Raw genomic sequence first — 18,404 nt, forward strand, 5'->3', positions numbered from 1 at the left:
CCCGTCGACGAACGTTTATCCGTTTGGAGCGTGTCCCAAGCGGTTCACTCAGAGGCTCGGATTCGGCTGCATTCCAGCCGGACAAGCATAAAGTACACCGGAGCAATCCTCAGGAGGCCGTTTCCATGCCTGCAGAAGACCGACTTCCCGTCATTAAAAAGCCCGCCGTCCGACGCCGCAGCTCCAAGAAGCTGCTTCTGTTTTTATTTATCTTTTTTATCACCCTGCTGCTGGTGCTATTCTTTCAGTCATCGCTTAGCGTAATTACGAGAGTGGAAGTGGACGGACAACAGCTCGTCTCGGAAAGCAGCATTCGGCAAGCTTCCGGCGTGAAGCCGGGGGATCATTTTTTCTCCGTTTCGTCCGGTGCGATCGAGGCCCAGGTCAAAGGTTTGCACATGATCGAGACGGTGGACGTAACGAAGCATTTTCCCGGCGTTATCCATATTCAAGTGAAGGAATATCCCAAGGTCGCCTATCAGATCGGGGACAACGGACAGGTCGAGGTGCTGCTGGCGGATGCCAGCGCAGCGCCGGTTACGGTCCAGGGCGTTGCGCTGGACATGCCTATATTGAGCGGCTGGGCGCCTGACGATCCGATGAAGGTGAAGCTGTGCCAGATGATGGCATCGCTGGCTCCCGGTTATTTTAAGGATATATCGGAGATCAAGCCGGCGCCGACCGAATCGTACCCGGACAAAGTCCGGATGTATACACGCTCTCAGTACGAAGTGCAGACAACGATCGGCTATATGCCGGAGAAAATGAAAAATCTTGCAGCCTACATCGCCAACCTGCAGGATAATAAAATCAGCGGCGGCGTGATCAAAATGCTGGACGCCGATTGGCACAGCCCGTTCGATAACGATCCGTCGAAAGCGGCCAAGGATGGGAAGGGCGCGGCGCCAGCCGGCAAGGATGGCGGACAGGCGAAGGATACAGCCAAACCGCCCGCTTCAGCGTCTCCCGGGACGAAAAATGGGTCTAAAGACACATCCCGGAATTAGGCAAGTCTACTACTCAAGCTACCAAAATAGTGATAGAATAGAAATTATGGTATGTTTTTCATGACAATTGAAATTATTTTTATTTAAAAAGAGGGAATTCGGGTATCGTGTTGAATACTTAGAAAAGGTTTTTTCACCTGGCTCAAACGAATACTTAGTCACAGGAGGTGCCACGGGTTGAGCAGCAATGACATCATTGTTAGTTTGGACATCGGTACATCCAAAGTTCGTGCTATTATTGGAGAAGTCGTTAACGGCGCCATTAATATAATTGGAGTTGGATCGGCCGACTCGCAAGGAATTCGCAAGGGATCGATCGTGGATATCGATCAGACCGTTCAATCGATCCGAAGCGCCATCGATCATGCGGAACGCATGGTCGGGGTACAAATCTCGGAGGTTTTTGTCGGAATTTCGGGAAACCACATCGCTTTGCAATCCAGTCATGGTGTAGTCGCGGTATCCAATGAAGATCGCGAAATCGGCGATGAGGACATCGAACGTGTAATCCAAGCGGCTAAAGTCATTCCACTGGCTCCGGAACGGGAAATTATCGGTGTCGTACCGAACCAATATGTAGTCGACGGTACCGATCAAATTCATGATCCCCGCAGTATGATCGGGGTGCGTCTGGAAGTGGAGGCGACGATCGTCACGGGGACGAAGACCGCCATACATAATTTGCTCCGTGTGGTGGAGAAGTCCGGCCTGAAGGTGGCGGGGCTGATCCTAATGTCCCTGGCCGCAGGCCATTTGGCACTATCCAAGGACGAGAAGGCCATAGGAACCGTGCTGGTGGATATCGGAGCAGGCGCGACGACCATCGCCGTATTCAATGAGAATAACCTGGTAGCTACATCCACGCTGCCGATCGGCGGCGAATACATTACGAACGATATCGCTTACGGATTGAGAACGCAGGCGGATATTGCTGAGAAGATCAAGCTTAAATTCGGCTGTGCCGTCGTGGATCATGCTACAGCGGACCAAGTCTTCAAAGTAAATCGCATCGGCAGCAATGCGGATAGGGAGTTCTCTCAGGTGGATTTGGCAAATATTGTCGAACCGCGCGTTCAAGAGATCTTCCATCTCATTCTGGCTGAAGTACACCGGCTCGGCTTCTCGGATCTTCCCGGCGGATATGTGCTGACCGGCGGGACGGTATCCATGCCAGGCATACTGGCTATTGCGCAAGTAGAGCTGCAATCGTCCGTGCGCATTGCCGTTCCGGATTATATCGGCGTCCGCGACCCGTCCTTTACGAGCGGCGTGGGCATCATCCAATATGCATCCAGATATTTGCGCAACGGGAAGCAGGGCAGCTCCGTGAAGAAGCCGGCTAACAAAAAAGCGCCTGTCGCTCAAGAACCGAAATCATCGGTTATGGAACGTGTGAAAAATTGGTTAAGCGAATTTATTTGAAGATGGCAGGCTGCCACTTTTTGAAAGCCTAGTGAGGGGGAAGACGCTCTTATGTTTGAATTTGACATGGACATGGACCAGTTAGCCAAGATAAAGGTCATCGGCGTTGGCGGCGGCGGAAGCAATGCCGTGAACCGGATGATCGACAATGGAGTGCAAGGCGTAGAGTTCATTACCGTGAACACCGACGCTCAAGCGCTTCATCACGCCAAATCGGAAATGAAGCTTCAAATCGGGGACAAGCTGACGCGCGGACTTGGCGCCGGCGCGAACCCGGATGTAGGGAAGAAAGCTGCGGAAGAATCCCGCGAGCTGATTACGAATGCCCTGAAAGGCTCGGACATGGTGTTCGTTACGGCGGGCATGGGCGGCGGTACCGGTACGGGTGCCGCACCGGTCATCGCGGAGATTGCCAAGGAATGCGGTGCGCTGACGGTGGGCGTGGTGACTCGTCCATTCCTGTTTGAAGGGCGCAAACGCTCCATGCAGGCGGAGCAAGGAATCGCCGCTTTGAAGGAAAAGGTAGATACCTTGATCGTCATTCCAAACGACCGTTTGCTTGAAATCGTCGACAAGAAGACGCCGATGCTGGAAGCGTTCCGCGAAGCGGATAACGTACTCAAGCAAGGGGTCCAAGGGATCTCCGACCTTATCGCGGTACCGGGTCTCATCAACCTTGACTTTGCCGACGTGAAAACGATTATGACCGAGCGGGGCTCCGCATTAATGGGAATCGGCGTGGCGACGGGAGAAAATCGCGCTGCCGAAGCAGCCAAGAAGGCGATCAGCTCGCCGCTCCTGGAAACATCGATTGACGGTGCGCGAGGGGTTCTCTTGAACATCACGGGCGGCTCCAATCTGTCGCTGTATGAAGTTAACGAAGCGGCCGACATCGTTGCAACGGCTTCCGATCCGGAAGTCAATATGATTTTCGGTGCGGTAATTAACGAGAACTATAAGGATGAAATCATGGTTACGGTCATCGCAACCGGTTTCGAGTACAAGGCCATGTCATCGGGTACGCGCAAGCCGGCTGGTCTGGGAGCCTCGCAAGGGGCGCCACAGCAGCAGGAAACCGGGGATTCCCGTTTGAACAACCTGCGTCCTTTCGGCGGCGGCAACCAAGCCTCGAGCGATCAGCTCGATATTCCCGCGTTCCTCCGGAACCGCAACCGCAACTCATTCGACAAATAAGAAAATGAAACAGGCTGCAGCCCTTCAAGGGAACTGCAGCTTTCTTTGTATGTACTCCGCAGTCTGGCCTCTAAGAGAAACCGGATTCATCCACACTCGCCACCCAATCGGCAAACCGACGATATGTCGAACCAATAGACAAAGCCGAGTACTTAAGGAGCCGAGTACCTGAGGAGCCGACGAGCCGACCAAACGAATCAACCCAGTAAACGAACCAACCCAGTGAATCAGCCATCCCAACGAACAAGCCAACCCAACGAACGAGCTTAACTTAACGAATGAACCAACCCGGCGAACGAATCAACTCAGCAAACGAGCCAACTCAACGAATGAACCAACCCGGCGAACAAACCAACACAACGAACGAATCAACACGAGCGAATGAACCAACCCAACGAACGAGCCAACTCAACGAATGAACCAACCCGTCGAACGAACCAACTCAATGAACGAGCCAACTCAACGAATGATCCAACCCGACGAACCACCCACCTTACTGGCCCAGGCAAAGCAAAGGTTTGAATTCACCCTCCGTCTACCAGCTAAATAAATACATCGTTAGCAGAGTTACATGAGTAGTGAAGCAAGGTTTGTTAGTAGTGAGCCTAGGTTCAATAAAACCTGAGAGAAATGTTAAATTGCAATTTTAGTGAGCCTAGTGGCCCTACTAGTGAACCCAAGTTCGTAATTGTACACGGAAGTTCACTAAAGCTTGGAAACGCAGCTTTTGCTGCCAATAAGGAACTAATGTTCACTACGAACGAACCAAAGTTCATTACAATAAAATCATAGCTGAAGCCGCCTGGTCGGTACCTTTATTTGAGTTCCGGTTTCTTCCTTCGAATTCCCGTCAATGGATAGAAACCGGCTCCTCTAGTGATCACAGCCACAGCACAAGCCGCAACACATCAGCAGCACAGCCGCAATTGCTTTCGCAGCAATTCTGCCTCAGTGGACTCTTCCCACGATATCTCTACTGTAGATCTCTGCCCCGACCGCCCCCTTTTACGACAAAAAAACTTACGAGCATACGGCAAGTTTAGACAGACTTTGGAATAGGATTAAATTATACTTGTCTCATTCGCCGCTTCAGGGGAGGGACAGGAGAATGATTGTGTATATCGATATCATTTTCCTTGTTAATTTGCTGATTGACGGCATGCTGCTGTGGATGACCGCCCGAACCCGGAAGCTGGAGTTCAAATGGTGGAGGGTGGGGGCGTCCTCCGCGATCGGCGCGATGTATGTCGTGCTGTTGTTTTTTCCGCCGTTATCGTTTCTATACACGTTCGGCGTGAAATTCCTGCTATCGCTTCTTATGCTGTTAACCGCATTCGGGTTCGGCGGAATGCCGCATTTTATGCGGAATGTGGGAGCGTTTTACGTGGTCAACTTCGTCGCCGCCGGCCTGATTCTCGGAGCGAATTACTTCTGGGAATCGTCGGGGGATATGCTGGGCGAAGTGATGCACGGTCTGGAAGCCGGATTCGAGCTGAAGATCGGTTTGTTTCTTCTGGTGTTTTCATTCCCCTTCGCTTTCTGGCTCTACCGTCAGGTAACGGAAAGCGCCAGGCGCAAGGAGCAGTTGAAATCGTTTATGGCGAAAGTTGATGTGTATATTGACGAATTCGCTTCCACCTGTACGGGATTGATCGACACCGGCAATCAGCTTTACGATCCGCTGACGAAAACGCCGGTCATGGTCATGGAAGCCGCCCAATGGGGGGAGCGCATTCCCGATACCTGGATGCAAAAAATACGGGATTCCGAAGTGGACCAACTGGTATCGGCCATTGGCACGGAACCATTCGTATGGCAGGACCGGCTCCGTTTGGTGCCTTATCGGGGGGTGAACCGCGGTATGCAGTTTATGCTGGCGATCAAACCGGACCGGGTGATCATCACGACGGAGGATAAACAAATCGAATCGATCAAAGTCCTGATCGGTCTTGACGGCGGACGACTGAGCTCCGACAACGCTTATCAAGCCATCATTCATCCGTCGCTGCTTCAGATGTAGCCCTGCAAGCCTTTTCTTACCGGCCGGCTAGCATAAACGTACCTTACCGAAGAGGAGGAGAACATCCGATGTTAGTCAAATGGAAGCTCAATCTGCAAATTCAATATTACCGTCTCCTGATGAAGCTGGGGTTGAAAGGGGAGGAGATTTATTATATCGGAGGAAGCGAAGCACTGCCGCCTCCACTCTCCCGCGAAGAGGAAGAATATTTGCTGGGCAAGCTTCCGTCAGGCGACGCCGCCATCCGGGGAATGCTGATCGAGCGCAACCTCCGGCTGGTCGTGTATATAGCACGCAAGTTCGAGAACACCGGCATTAACATCGAGGACCTCGTATCTATCGGAGCGATCGGTCTGATCAAGGCGGTCAATACGTTCGACCCGGAAAAAAAGATCAAGCTGGCCACCTACGCCTCCCGCTGCATCGAGAACGAGATTCTGATGTATTTGCGCCGCAACAGCAAGATCCGGACGGAGGTTTCGTTCGACGAGCCGCTCAATATCGATTGGGATGGCAACGAGCTGCTGCTGTCGGATGTGCTGGGGACGGAGAACGATACGATCTACCGCAATATCGAGGAGCAGGTTGACCGCAAGCTGCTGCACAAGGCGCTCGACAAGCTGTCGGAGCGGGAGCGGATCATCATGGAGCTCCGCTTCGGCCTTCAAGACGGGGAAGAGAAGACACAGAAGGATGTGGCGGATATGCTGGGCATCTCCCAATCGTATATTTCCCGTCTGGAGAAGCGGATCATTAAGAGGCTTCGCAAGGAGTTCAACAAGATGGTGTAAATTGGAAATAGACTTTTTTTCGGGCGGCAATCCCCGCAACTCCTTTTGCCTACTGGATTTTGTCGAAATTCAGGGAACGGGCATACCTCCGGGGGGCCGGACAAGCGCATAAAAAACCGTTCCGAGGAGATAATTAACAGTAATGTTTCTCCTTGGGAGGTAATCACGGTGACCCGAAACAAAGTCGAAATATGCGGCGTCGATACGGCAAAGCTACCGGTTTTGACCAATGCGGAAATGCGTGAACTATTCGTGCAGCTCCAAACGAATAACGAACGATCTGCAAGAGAGAAATTAGTGAACGGCAACCTCCGGCTCGTGCTGAGCGTCATTCAGCGCTTTAACAACCGCGGAGAGTTTGTCGACGATTTGTTCCAGGTCGGTTGTATCGGACTGATGAAGGCGATAGATAATTTTGACTTAAGCCAGAACGTTAAATTTTCCACCTACGCCGTTCCGATGATCATCGGTGAAATTCGCCGCTACCTTCGGGACAACAACCCGATCCGGGTCTCCCGTTCGCTTCGGGACATCGCGTATAAGGCGCTGCAGGTGCGCGATCAGCTCACCAACCAGAACTCCCGCGAGCCCACGATTTATGAAATTTCCGAAGCGCTGAACGTGCCCAAGGAGGATGTCGTCTTCGCGCTGGACGCGATACAGGATCCGGTGTCGCTCTTCGAACCGATTTATCACGACGGCGGCGACCCGATCTATGTGATGGACCAGATCAGCGACGACCGCAACAAGGACATCTCCTGGATCGAAGGGATTGCCCTTCGCGAAGCGATGCACAAGCTGAACGACCGCGAGAAAATGATCCTTTCCATGCGCTTTTTTGACGGCAAGACCCAGATGGAGGTCGCCGACGAGATCGGCATTTCGCAGGCGCAGGTGTCCCGGCTGGAGAAGTCCGCCATCTCGCAAATGCAAAAGCACGTGAAAAACTGATCCTCGTACCGCCTGGTGTAATCCTTTCCTTGACCCGTTCCGCCTGCCGCGGCTCCGCGGTCTTTTTTATTTATAAAGGGGCTTTGCGCTTTTTATTTCCACCCGGAAGGACATTTTGCCCAGCGTCCTCATATAGTAGTAAAAAGAGGCTTTTGCGGAATTTGCAGTTCCTTAGCCCGCTTGCGTAAGGTTTTGGGTATGTGCCGCAGGAAGCGCGTTAGCGTTGCCCGCCTTTGAAATCCGCAAAGTTACCTCAGCCACTATGATCGAAGTTTGCGGATTTCAACAGCGGCCGGAGGCATATGCCCTAAACCTGAAGCCCGTAATGGGCAAATTTTTAGCAGATGTCCGCAAAACGCCGCCCAATCCATGAGAACGTGGTGGTTGCAGCGTGAAGATATCGGATTTTCAAACCAAAGACGTGATTAATATCGTGGACGGAAAAAGGCTGGGCCAAGTCAGCGATCTGGAGCTCGACCTTCGCAACGGCAGAATCGACGCGATCGTCGTGCCGAGTTCCGGCCGCTTCTTCGGGTGGTTCGGTAACGGGACGGATGTCGTCATTCCTTGGAAAAACATCGTCAAAATCGGCATGGATGTCGTTCTCGTCAAGCTGGAGGATCTCCGCAGCTACCGGCAGGATGAAGTGCGCGGCGGCTACCGCCCTTCCGACGACCAGGAGCTGTACGAAGCGAACCGCTCTCACCGGAGCTGAAGGCAAGCCCGGGTGCGAAGGGGGAGACGAACGAAAGAGGAGCATGCTTTCCATGGAAGGTATGCTCTTTTTTTGTTAATAAGAATTTATAAGTTTTCGTAGCTTATAGCATCGCATCAACCTTGGTAAACGCGCTGGTCCTTGTAAGACAAGGACGGCGTAGCCGTTTATCCTGGATTTCGTGTATACTGAATTACAAATACTTGAACCGGAGGGGGAGCCTGAGCATGGCGGAGCCATTTGTTTACCGAGCGACAGAGGAGAACGGCGGTTTATTTACTATGGATCAATGGATGGACAAGGAGCCGCGGTTGACCGCAGGCTTTACGTCCCGGCTTGGGGGAGTCAGCTCCGGCGCATTTGACAGCCTGAATCTGGGCCTGCATGTCGATGACGAGACCGCCGATGTGATTGAGAACCGGACCCGCCTGGCTGCCGCACTGCGCGTGCCGTTCGACGCCTGTACCTATGCCGAACAGGTGCACGGCAAAGAAATTCAAGTGGTGACGCGGGAGTACCGCGGAGCCGGGAGAACCTCCCGGGAGGAGGCTCTTCAGAACAAGGACGGCTTCGTAACGAACGAGCCGGGTATCATCCTCCATGCCTTGTTCGCGGACTGCGTGCCGCTCCTTTTCTTCGATCCCGTGCGCAAGGCGGCCGGTCTGGCGCATGCCGGCTGGAAGGGCACCGTGCTGCAAATCGCCAAGGCGACGGTTGAGACGATGAGCGCGGCGTACGGCAGCAAACCGAGGGATATCCTCGCGGCCATCGGCCCCTCGATCGGGGCTTGCTGCTACGAGGTGGACGACGGTGTCATCAGCCGGGTCGATAAGATAGCGGCAGAGCTGCCGGTATATGTGGAAGAACCGTTTTACGTTAGCAAAGGAAACGGAAAATATATGTTAAACTTGCAACAATTGAATCGACAAATTATGATAAAAGCAGGAATTTTGCCGTCAAATATCGAATGTACTGGTTTATGCACGAGCTGCCGCACCGAATTGTTCTACTCCCACCGCAAGGAGAACGGGAAAACCGGCCGGATGGCAGCATGGATCGGACTGCGCGAGTAACGGCGAACCGCCGGATCGCGCCGTCCCGTTGTCAATAAATGAGGTGACGTGAACGTTGGAAGAGCAGCTTAGAGAACGGATACAAGCGGTTGAAGCCCGAATCGCAGCCGCCTGCGAACGCGCGGGAAGGGACCGCAGCGAGGTCCAGGTCATCGCCGTAACCAAATATGTATCGCTAGAAACAACAGGGAAGGCGATCCGGCTCGGACTGAACCATATCGGCGAGAACCGCTGGCAGGATGTCCAGCCGAAGTGGGAAGCTTACGCGGATGAAGCGACATGGCATTTCATCGGGCATCTTCAGACCAATAAAGTGAAGGATGTCGTAGGCAAATTTGCCTATATTCATTCGCTGGACAGGCTATCGCTGGCTGCCGAGCTGGAGAAGAAAGCAGCAAGCCGGGGGCTGACGATACCCTGTTTCATTCAATTGAACATTTCGGGAGAAGATACCAAGTATGGACTTCCGCCGGAGCAGCTGTTCGATTTCGTGAAGCGGATCGCGGCCATGCCGAGCCTTCGGATTGAAGGACTCATGACGATGGCCCCGTATGAGACGGATGCCGAAGCTACCCGTCCGATCTTCCGCGGACTCCGGGAATGGAGAGACCGGCTGAACGAAGAAGGTCATCTCGGCTACGAGGTCAAAGGGCTGTCGATGGGCATGTCGGGCGATTTTGAAGTGGCCATTGAAGAAGGAGCGACCTGGGTGAGACTTGGAACGGTTCTGGTGGGTAAAGAATCATGAAGAAGGAGGAGATGAATGTGGGAGTAATGAACAAATTTATGAATTTCTTGGGTCTTCAAGAGGATGAGGTTCATGAAGAGCACGAACCCCAACGAACGGCCGAGCACCATGAAGAAACTGAAACCTCCGTACCGGAAGCACGTAGAAATAAAGGAAACATCGTAAGCATTCATTCGCAAAAGAATGTCCGGGTCGTGCTGAACGAACCTCGTTCCTACGAGGAGACCCAGGAGATTGCCGACCACCTGCGGAACCGGCGCCCGGTCGTCGTGAATTTGCAGCGCGTGCGTCCGGATCAAGCGACGAGAATCGTCGACTTCCTGAGCGGCACGGTGTACGCGCTGAACGGATCGATCTCCAAGATCGGACCGAATATTTTCCTCTGCACGCCGGATTCGGTTGAAATTCACGGCTCCATCTCGGAAACAATGAATCCTGAGAATTGACTTCCATTTTGAATTAGACGAGGTGAACAGCTTGATTGAAGGCTACATTAGGACACTGATCGATATTTACCAATACGTCATCATCGCCTACGTGCTGCTCTCCTGGCTGCCTAGCGCGAGAGACAGCTTTATCGGAGAAATGCTCGGCAAGCTGTGCGAACCTTATCTTGGTGTTTTCCGCCGCTTTATACCGCCGATCGGAGGCATGATCGATATTTCCCCGATCGTTGCGTTGATAGCGCTGCGGTTTGTAGGAGAAGGCATCATAGCCGTAGTCCGATTCATTATTCCATAACAACGGGTGATGCTTGGTGAGTCATGAGCAGTTATACGGTCATTTCCATCCGGACGAGCATCGGTTCGTGGACAAGGCGGCCGAATGGGTGCAGCGGGCCGAAGAGCATTCCGCGAAGCTGACGGACTTCCTGGATCCGCGGCAGGCCTTTATTCTGATGTCGCTGGTGCAGCGTGGGCGGGATGTGCAGGTACGGTTCGAGGGCGGACATCCCCGGGCGGAACGGAAGCGGGCTCTAATCGCACCGGATTACCGGGTGCTGGACGATGAGGAGATGGGCATCTCGCTCATTGAGGTCACCTCTCCGGATGAGAAGCTAAGCGAGCTGGACCATGGCGATTATATGGGGGCTATTCTGGGACTTGGAATCAAGCGCGACAAAATCGGCGATATCCATGTACGCGATGAGGGCTGCCATTTTCTCGTAGCGACCGAGGTAGCCGACTATATGCGCCTCAACTTGACCCAGGTGCATCGGGTTCATGTGACGACGGAGCTGCTGCCCCTGGACCGGCTTCAAGCGTCCGAGCAGAAGCTGGACGAGATGAGTCTATCCGTCGCGTCATTGCGTCTGGACGGCATCGTCAGCGACGTTTACCATCTGAGCCGGGCCAAGGTGCTTATTCCGATCAAGGCCGGCCGCTGCAAGGTGAACTGGAAGCAGGAAGAGGATCCGAGCAAGCCGCTGCGCGAAGGTGATGTCGTATCGCTACAAGGCTTCGGCCGGTTTAAGGTCCTTGAGCTCGAAGGTCAGACGAAAAAAGGCAGGTACCGCTTAAAAGTCGGCAAATTCATTTGAATGGCCGATTTTTTTGTTTTCGTATGCAGGAATATGCAGGGTCATGTCGAATATAGGATTACGCATAAGAAACGATCCGAATCTGCCGTTTGCAAAATTCGCCGGAGGTGCAGCTATGGCATTAACACCGCTCGATATACATAATAAAGAATTCAGCCGTTCGTTTCGAGGTTATGATGAGGATCAGGTCAACGAATTCCTCGATCAGGTGATCAAAGATTACGAGGCGCTGATCCGCGAAAATAAAGAGCTGCAAAATCAGCTGAATGCGATTCAGGAGCGGCTGGATCATTTTGCGAATATCGAAGAGACGTTAAGCAAGACGATCATCGTAGCCCAGGAAGCGGCCGATGAAGTGAAAACCAATGCGAAGAAGGAAGCGCAGCTGATTATCAAGGAAGCGGAGAAGAACGCGGATCGGATTATCAACGAATCGCTTGTGAAATCCCGCAAGGTAGCCGTCGAGATCGAAGAGCTCAAGAAGCAGGCTTCCATTTACCGCACGCGCTTCCGCACTTTGATCGAAGCGCAGCTGGAGCTGTTAAGCAAAGAGGATTGGACATCACTCGAGCGATCGGGAGTCGAGCAGCCATAATAAGGGCTGGGAGCTTCGGCCGGACCTAAGTGGAGTGAAAGAAAGGGGCTCGTCCGTTCCTTGACTCGGGCTTGCTTTTTCGCTATACTCCTCTATGAGTTCATAAAGCATCAAAGCGTTGACAGGGACAAGTACAATGCACAGTTGGGGCCAGCGAGCCGGGGAGATGGTGAAAGCCCGGACTTCAACCGCATCGGAACATCACCCTCGAGCATCTCTTGAACCCCGCGAGGAGAAGTAAAGAGCATCGGATGACCCCGTTATCGGTCGATAGAGCGAAGATCCCCACGGAACGCTGGCCCAGGCACGCACGGAGGATCTTAACTAGGGTGGTACCGCGAGACTTCTCGTCCCTTTTGGGGATGAGAGGTCTTTTTTGATTGATAAGAATTTATAAGTTTTCGAAGGCTTATAGCTTCGCATTAATCTTGATAAACGCGCTGGTCCTTGTAAGACAAGGACGGCATAGCCGTCCAGATTGACGAGAAACCCGGATAAGTAGAAAAATGCAAAGGTGGTAGGTGGGGTATCCCCTGTAGGAGCGATAGCGTCCGCCTTTGTTATCGGAAAATGACCGCTGCATAGCGAATAAATTGAAAATTTTCCGATAACAACAGCGGCCGGAAGGGGATACCCCACCGGAGTACCAAGGCAGATTTCTCCATTCATGGATTTCTAGGGCAGCCTGGACGGCGTAGCAGTTTATCCTGGATTAGTGAAACAGGCGCACGAATTAAAGGAGTGGATGGATCGATGGATTACGGTAAAACGTTAAACCTGCTTCAGACGGACTTCCCGATGCGCGGCAACCTGCCGCAGGCCGAGCCGAAGATGCAGGAGCAGTGGGAGCAAAGCGACATTTACGCGCAAGTGCAGAAGAGCCGTCAAGGGAAGCCGAAATTTATTTTGCACGACGGCCCGCCTTATGCTAACGGCGATATTCATATCGGCCACGCGCTGAACAAAATTCTTAAGGACATGATCGTTCGCTTCAAAACGATGCAGGGCTACGACGCCCCTTACGTTCCCGGATGGGATACGCACGGGCTGCCGATCGAGCAGGCGATCGCCAACAGCGGCAAGGTCGATCGCAAGAAAATGAGTGTGCCGGAATTCCGGGACTACTGCAAAGCGTATGCGCTCGAATGGGTGGAGAAGCAGAAGAAGCAGTTCAAGCGGCTCGGCATTCGCGGCGATTGGAACAATCCGTATATCACCCTCCTGCCGAAATACGAGGCGCAGCAAATTCGCGTGTTCGGAAGCATGGTGAATAAAGGTTATATTTATAAAGGGTTGAAGCCGGTGTATTGGTCTCCTTCCTCGGAGAGCGCCTTGGCGGAAGCGGAAATCGAATATAAGGACAAAACGTCGACGTCAATCTACGTAGCTTTCCAGGTACAGGACGGCAAGGGCAAGCTGCCGGAGGACGCTTCGATCGTCATCTGGACGACGACGCCATGGACGCTTCCCGCCAACCTCGGGATCTCGATTCATCCGGATTTCGACTATGCGGTAGTGGAGGCGTCCGGCAAAAAATATGTGCTGGCGCAAGGGCTGCTGGAAGCCGCTTCGAAGGAAATCGGCTGGACGGACGTAAAAGTGCTGTCGACGGTCAAAGGCAGCGAGCTGGAGTACGTGGTCTGCAAGCACCCGTTCTATGACCGGACCTCGCTGGTGATGGTCGGCGAGCATGTGACGCTGGAGGCCGGTACGGGCTGCGTGCATACTGCGCCTGGCCACGGGGAAGACGACTTCGTGATTGGCCAGAAATATAACCTCGGCGTATTGTGCCCTGTGGACGATCAAGGCCATTTCACGGCGGAGGCTCCGGGCTTCGAAGGCTTGTTCTATGAGAAGGGCAACAAAATCATTACCGATAAGCTTCAGGAGTCGGGCCATCTGCTGCACATGAACACGATCCAGCATCAATACCCGCACGATTGGCGGACGAAGAAGCCGGTTATTTTCCGGGCGACGGAACAGTGGTTTGCTTCGGTGGATAAATTCCGCCAGGCGATGCTGGATGAAATTAAGCGCATCGACTGGACGCCGGAGTGGGGCGAGACGCGCCTGCACAACATGATCGCCGACCGGGGAGACTGGTGTATTTCCCGGCAGCGTGCTTGGGGCGTTCCGATCCCGATCTTTTACTGCCGCAGCTGCAATGAGCCGGTAGTCAATCAGGATACGGTCGAGCATGTAGCCCGCATTTTTGAGGAGGAAGGCTCCAACGCCTGGTTCCTCCGCAGCGAATCGGAGCTGGTGCCTGCAGGAACGGTATGCCCGAAATGCGGACACGATCATTTCCGCAAGGAAACGGATATTATGGATGTATGGTTCGACTCCGGCTCCAGCCATGTGGCCGTGCTAGATTCCAGGGACGATCTGCAGTGGCCGGCCGACCTGTATCTTGAAGGCTCGGACCAATATCGCGGATGGTTCAACTCTTCTCTCATCACCGGCGTGGCCGTCAAGGGCGAGGCGCCCTACAAAGGCATTCTGAGCCATGGCTTCACGCTTGACGGAGAAGGCCGCAAAATGTCCAAATCGCTCGGCAACACGATCGATCCGAACAAGGTGTGCGACAAACTGGGAGCCGATATTCTTCGCTTGTGGGTATCTTCGGTGGATTATCAGTCCGACGTGCGGATCTCGGATAACATCCTGAACCAGATTACCGAGGTGTACCGCAAAATCCGCAATACGCTGCGTTTCCTCCTCGGGAATTTGTCCGACTTCGATCCGGCCAAGGACCGCGTTGCGGTACAAAGCATGAGCGAGCTCGACCGCTTCGCGCTGCTGCGTCTGCACCGGATGACCGATCGGGTCATCAAAGCATACGACGCTTACGAGTTCCATGTCGTATATCAAGCGGTGCATCATTTCTGCGCGGTGGAGCTGAGCGCATTCTATCTGGATATCCTGAAGGATCGCCTCTACGCCAATGCGGCGGAAGACGGAGCCCGCAAAGCGGCGCAAACCGTATTATATGACGCGCTGACGGCAATAACTAAACTAATTGCCCCGATTCTGCCGCATACGGCCGACGAGGTATGGAATTATATCCCGGGAACGGCGCTGCCGAGCGTGCAAATCGCAGAGCTGCCGGAAGTCGACAGCCGTCTGTTCGACGAGGCGCTGGAAACGAAGTGGGATGCCTTCATCACGCTTCGGGACGATGTGCTGAAAGCATTGGAGGAAGCACGCAAGAGCAAGCTGATCGGCAATTCGCTGAGCGCGGCGGTGCACTTGTATCCATCCGAGGCGACGGCGGAGCTGCTTAAAGGGTTCGACCAGTTGGATCAGCTGTTCATCGTTTCGGCCCTGGAGGTTCATCCTGCAGGCACGAAGGCACCGGAGGATGCTCACGCATTCCATGGCGTTGCCGTGAAGGTGGCGGTTGCCGAGGGAGACAAATGCGAACGCTGCTGGATCGTCACGCTGGAAGTCGGTCATGACGCCGAGCATCCGACACTGTGCAAACGGTGCGCTAGTGTAATTAAAGCTACGGCTGCGGTATAAAAAGAGTAACGAGCTCTTCCATAGAGATAATGCTATGGAACAGCTCGTTATGTTATGATTTGGAGGGAACCGAAAGTGGAGCAGCATCCGAATCACGAAAAGCAGCTTGGCCATATTCAGAAGAAAGTAAATGAAATTGCGGCGAATATCGAGCGGGCGCAGATCGCGGATTATATCGCCCTCATGAACCAGCCGATCCGGCTGATTTGGATTAACCTCATTACAGGAATTTCCAGGGGCGTGGGCATTGCTATCGGCTTTACGTTCTTCGCCTCGACCATTGTGTATATCCTGAAGGCTATCGGGGCGCTGAATCTGCCGATCATCGGAAGCTATATCGCGGATATCGTGCAGCATGTTCAGCGCCAGCTCGAATACCGCGGATATTAGCCCGGACGGCCACAGCTGCCCGCAGACGGTCAGTCGTACCGATCCTCAAGCAGTTCGTCGGGCTCCAATAATCCGTCCCCTTCACCGCCGCGCAAGTAGTCGCGGTAGGCTTGATTGCGGACAACGGAAACGCGCTGTCCGTACATGTCGGTGGCGACGAAGCTCTCGAACGCTTCGACATACCCGTCGTTCTCGTCGGCTTCGATTTCCATCTCGTTGTAATGGTTGGAGACGTTCGGGTTCTCAGCCATGGCAGGCGAATTGGACGAGCCCCAGCTCTCGACAATCTGCCAGGCGTCTTCGCCGTCGAACTGGTTTTGGTCGTCGAGTTCATCGAGACTCGTACGTCCGAACGGCGGCGCAAGCACCTCCTCCTCGACCGGGCGGCGGTCGGAGGAATGCGGATCCGGTACGTGCTCGACGCAGTAGGCGGTCGTCGGGACCGCTTGTAGACGTTCATAGGGGATGGCCTTGCCGCAGGTTCTGCAGGTGCCGTACGAATGGTCCTCGATTCGGGCCAGCGCTTCGTCGATGTCGGTCAGATGGCGTTCGGCATTCTCGAGTAGGGCGATATCTTTGCCGCGTTCGTAGGTTTCGGTTCCAAGATCTGCGGGATGATTATCGTAAGCCGACAATTCGCCGGTTTGGACCCGCTGGGAATCGCCGAGCCCCATATGCTCGTTATCGTTCAAATGCTCTTCGAGCCATTTTTTTTCTTCGCGAAGAATGCCGGTGAGCCGCTGCAGCTGATCGGCGCTGAGGCTCGATTGCGGATGGTTCGTCATGAACGGACGCCTCCTTGTCATGATGCGTAAGTGCTTCTATTTTTTGCGGAAGCCGCGGATTTTAACTAGGAAAATGCTTGTATTGCTGGAAACGAACGACGTTAGGTTGGCCTTGCCAACAATCTACTCGGAGGAGCCAAAAGATGTTGAGATATTATATCTATTCACTGATTATTCTGCTGCTCGATCAAGTGACCAAATGGGTAATCGTTAACCGGCTGCTGCTTGGAGAGTCCCGATCCGTTATCGGCGAGTTTTTCCAAATCACATCCCACCGCAACCGCGGCGCCGCCTTCGGCATTTTGCAAAATCAGCGGTGGTTTTTCGTCGTCATCACCCTGGCTGTAGCGGCCGGCATCGTCTGGTATTTAAGCAAGACGGTAAAAGAAGGCAAGCGTCTCCTGCCTTTCGCTCTCAGCTTGGTATTAGGTGGTGCACTCGGCAATTTCATTGATCGTGCGCTGTTCGGGGAAGTCGTCGATTTCCTGCAGTTGCGTTTTCAGTTCCAATGGTTCGGTACGGCTGTCGATTACACTTACCCGATCTTTAACGTGGCGGATTCGTCCATCGTGGTCGGCGTCATTCTGATCTTCGTAGACTCGCTCATCAGCTGGCGCAAGGAAGCGAAGCAAGCAAGCGAGGCCAAATAAGAAAGCGGGGTTTTGTTGAAGCATGAATGAACAGGACACCGAACGAAATTCCGTTTCGGAGCCCGAGCTGGAGGACCGCCTGGAATGGGTGGCCGTGGCGGAGGATGCCGGAGAGCGGATCGATAAATTCATTACCGAGGCGATGGAGGAAGAAATCTCGCGTACTCAGGTTCAGCAGTGGATCAAGGATGGCTGCGTCACGGTCAACGGTCAGTCGGTAAAGCCGAATTACAAGCTGAACGATTCGGACCGGCTGGAGCTGGTGATTCCGGAGCCGGAAACGTTGGATATAACGCCAGAGCCTATACCGCTGAATATCGTCTATGAGGATTCCGACGTGATCGTCGTGAACAAGCCTCGCGGGCTCGTTGTCCATCCGGCCCCAGGGCACTACAGCGGCACGCTGGTGAACGGTTTAATGTACCACTGCAACGATTTATCCGGGATCAACGGCGTGATGCGCCCGGGGATCGTTCACCGGATCGATAAGGATACTTCCGGCCTTCTGATGGCGGCGAAGAACGATCTGGCCCATGCCTCGTTGACGGAGCAGCTGAAGGCCCACTCGGTCAACCGGAAATATATCGCGCTGGTGCACGGCAACGTGCCGCACGATAACGGGACGGTTGATGCCCCAATCGGGCGGGATCCAAAGGACCGCAAGCTCTATACGGTAACCGAACGCAATAGCAAGCATGCGGTGACGCATTTTGTCGTGCTGGAGCGGCTGGGGGATTATACGCTGATGGAGCTGAAGCTGGAGACCGGCCGGACGCACCAAATTCGGGTGCACATGAAGTTTATCGGACATCCGCTGGTCGGAGACCCGGCTTACGGCCTGACTCGAGAGAGAGGGATTACGATGAAGGGGCAGGCGCTTCATGCCGCGGTGCTGGGCTTTGAGCATCCCCGGACCGGCGAAATCCTGCAGTTCGAGGCGGCGCTTCCGGAGGACATGACGAAGCTTCTGGAAGCATTGAAAACACGCTAGGGAAGAGGAA

The 18,404-nt window shown here is 53.8% G+C and carries 18 protein-coding genes and 1 other annotated feature; of the genes, 17 read left to right on the forward strand and 1 reads right to left on the reverse strand.

Annotated elements, in window-relative coordinates:
• Positions 1–125: 125 nt before the first annotated feature.
• The 15 genes from O9H85_RS02030 (at position 126) to O9H85_RS02100 (ending at position 15,968) form a co-directional block, all read left to right on the forward strand.
• On the forward strand, positions 126–1,007 hold the full coding sequence (locus tag O9H85_RS02030; protein WP_269879601.1) for a cell division protein FtsQ/DivIB: 882 nt from the start codon (positions 126–128) through the stop codon (positions 1,005–1,007).
• A 177-nt stretch (positions 1,008–1,184) separates the two neighbouring features.
• Positions 1,185–2,429 (forward strand): cell division protein FtsA, encoded by a 1,245-nt coding sequence (gene ftsA, locus O9H85_RS02035; RefSeq protein ID WP_269879602.1) that lies wholly within the window; start codon positions 1,185–1,187, stop codon positions 2,427–2,429.
• A gap of 51 nt (positions 2,430–2,480) precedes the next feature.
• Positions 2,481–3,623 carry a cell division protein FtsZ gene (gene ftsZ / locus O9H85_RS02040; RefSeq protein WP_269879603.1) on the forward strand — a complete coding sequence of 381 codons (1,143 nt, stop codon included), beginning with the start codon at positions 2,481–2,483 and terminating at the stop codon, positions 3,621–3,623.
• A gap of 1,108 nt (positions 3,624–4,731) precedes the next feature.
• Positions 4,732–5,643, forward strand: a complete 912-nt coding sequence (gene spoIIGA, locus O9H85_RS02045; RefSeq protein ID WP_269879604.1) for a sigma-E processing peptidase SpoIIGA — start codon at positions 4,732–4,734, stop codon at positions 5,641–5,643.
• Between the two features lie 68 nt (positions 5,644–5,711).
• On the forward strand, positions 5,712–6,434 hold the full coding sequence (gene sigE / locus O9H85_RS02050; protein WP_269879605.1) for an RNA polymerase sporulation sigma factor SigE: 723 nt from the start codon (positions 5,712–5,714) through the stop codon (positions 6,432–6,434).
• A 168-nt stretch (positions 6,435–6,602) separates the two neighbouring features.
• Positions 6,603–7,385: an RNA polymerase sporulation sigma factor SigG gene (gene sigG / locus O9H85_RS02055; RefSeq protein ID WP_269879606.1), complete on the forward strand. Its 783-nt coding sequence runs from the start codon at positions 6,603–6,605 to the stop codon at positions 7,383–7,385.
• Positions 7,386–7,776: 391 nt separating this feature from the next.
• The gene (locus tag O9H85_RS02060; RefSeq protein WP_269879607.1) at positions 7,777–8,100 is read left to right on the forward strand and encodes a YlmC/YmxH family sporulation protein; all 324 of its coding nucleotides are present in this window, start codon (positions 7,777–7,779) and stop codon (positions 8,098–8,100) included.
• A 227-nt stretch (positions 8,101–8,327) separates the two neighbouring features.
• Entirely contained in the window at positions 8,328–9,173 is an 846-nt protein-coding gene (pgeF, locus tag O9H85_RS02065) for a peptidoglycan editing factor PgeF (RefSeq protein ID WP_269879608.1), read from the forward strand.
• 55 nt (positions 9,174–9,228) lie between these two features.
• Positions 9,229–9,921 carry a YggS family pyridoxal phosphate-dependent enzyme gene (locus O9H85_RS02070; protein ID WP_269879609.1) on the forward strand — a complete coding sequence of 231 codons (693 nt, stop codon included), beginning with the start codon at positions 9,229–9,231 and terminating at the stop codon, positions 9,919–9,921.
• Positions 9,922–9,938: 17 nt separating this feature from the next.
• Positions 9,939–10,367 (forward strand): cell division protein SepF, encoded by a 429-nt coding sequence (locus tag O9H85_RS02075; RefSeq protein ID WP_269879610.1) that lies wholly within the window; start codon positions 9,939–9,941, stop codon positions 10,365–10,367.
• Between the two features lie 22 nt (positions 10,368–10,389).
• On the forward strand, positions 10,390–10,662 hold the full coding sequence (locus tag O9H85_RS02080) for a YggT family protein (protein WP_269879612.1): 273 nt from the start codon (positions 10,390–10,392) through the stop codon (positions 10,660–10,662).
• A gap of 16 nt (positions 10,663–10,678) precedes the next feature.
• Positions 10,679–11,461: a YlmH family RNA-binding protein gene (locus tag O9H85_RS02085; RefSeq protein ID WP_269879613.1), complete on the forward strand. Its 783-nt coding sequence runs from the start codon at positions 10,679–10,681 to the stop codon at positions 11,459–11,461.
• Between the two features lie 115 nt (positions 11,462–11,576).
• Positions 11,577–12,056: a DivIVA domain-containing protein gene (locus O9H85_RS02090; protein WP_269879615.1), complete on the forward strand. Its 480-nt coding sequence runs from the start codon at positions 11,577–11,579 to the stop codon at positions 12,054–12,056.
• A gap of 109 nt (positions 12,057–12,165) precedes the next feature.
• Positions 12,166–12,414: a binding site (T-box leader), on the forward strand.
• 395 nt (positions 12,415–12,809) lie between these two features.
• A complete protein-coding gene (gene ileS, locus O9H85_RS02095) occupies positions 12,810–15,578 on the forward strand; it encodes an isoleucine--tRNA ligase (RefSeq protein WP_269879616.1) in 2,769 nt (922 codons plus the stop codon).
• 75 nt (positions 15,579–15,653) lie between these two features.
• A complete protein-coding gene (locus O9H85_RS02100; RefSeq protein WP_333474130.1) occupies positions 15,654–15,968 on the forward strand; it encodes a DUF5665 domain-containing protein in 315 nt (104 codons plus the stop codon).
• Between the two features lie 29 nt (positions 15,969–15,997).
• Here the strand turns inward: O9H85_RS02100 and O9H85_RS02105 are convergent, their stop codons facing one another.
• A complete protein-coding gene (locus O9H85_RS02105) occupies positions 15,998–16,753 on the reverse strand; it encodes a TraR/DksA C4-type zinc finger protein (protein WP_269879618.1) in 756 nt (251 codons plus the stop codon).
• 146 nt (positions 16,754–16,899) lie between these two features.
• Between O9H85_RS02105 and lspA the strand changes: the two genes are divergently transcribed.
• Complete coding sequence (gene lspA / locus O9H85_RS02110) at positions 16,900–17,403, forward strand: signal peptidase II (protein ID WP_269879814.1); 504 nt, start codon at positions 16,900–16,902, stop codon at positions 17,401–17,403.
• Between the two features lie 22 nt (positions 17,404–17,425).
• Positions 17,426–18,394 carry an RluA family pseudouridine synthase gene (locus O9H85_RS02115; RefSeq protein ID WP_269879619.1) on the forward strand — a complete coding sequence of 323 codons (969 nt, stop codon included), beginning with the start codon at positions 17,426–17,428 and terminating at the stop codon, positions 18,392–18,394.
• Positions 18,395–18,404: the final 10 nt, after the last annotated feature.

Origin of the sequence: Paenibacillus gyeongsangnamensis, assembly GCF_027533625.1 — a bacterium.
Taxonomy (GTDB): domain Bacteria; phylum Bacillota; class Bacilli; order Paenibacillales; family NBRC-103111; genus Paenibacillus_G; species Paenibacillus_G gyeongsangnamensis.

Bases quoted from the DNA above. Each gene is read 5' to 3' on its own strand.
- ileS (WP_269879616.1), top strand. From the start codon at position 12,810: ATGGATTACGGTAAAACGTTAAACCTGCTTCAGACGGACTTCCCGATG.
- spoIIGA (WP_269879604.1), top strand. From the start codon at position 4,732: ATGATTGTGTATATCGATATCATTTTCCTTGTTAATTTGCTGATTGAC.
- O9H85_RS02090 (WP_269879615.1), top strand. From the start codon at position 11,577: ATGGCATTAACACCGCTCGATATACATAATAAAGAATTCAGCCGTTCG.
- sigE (WP_269879605.1), top strand. From the start codon at position 5,712: ATGTTAGTCAAATGGAAGCTCAATCTGCAAATTCAATATTACCGTCTC.
- O9H85_RS02105 (WP_269879618.1), bottom strand. From the start codon at position 16,753: ATGACGAACCATCCGCAATCGAGCCTCAGCGCCGATCAGCTGCAGCGG.
- pgeF (WP_269879608.1), top strand. From the start codon at position 8,328: ATGGCGGAGCCATTTGTTTACCGAGCGACAGAGGAGAACGGCGGTTTA.
- ftsZ (WP_269879603.1), top strand. From the start codon at position 2,481: ATGTTTGAATTTGACATGGACATGGACCAGTTAGCCAAGATAAAGGTC.
- O9H85_RS02115 (WP_269879619.1), top strand. From the start codon at position 17,426: ATGAATGAACAGGACACCGAACGAAATTCCGTTTCGGAGCCCGAGCTG.
- O9H85_RS02030 (WP_269879601.1), top strand. From the start codon at position 126: ATGCCTGCAGAAGACCGACTTCCCGTCATTAAAAAGCCCGCCGTCCGA.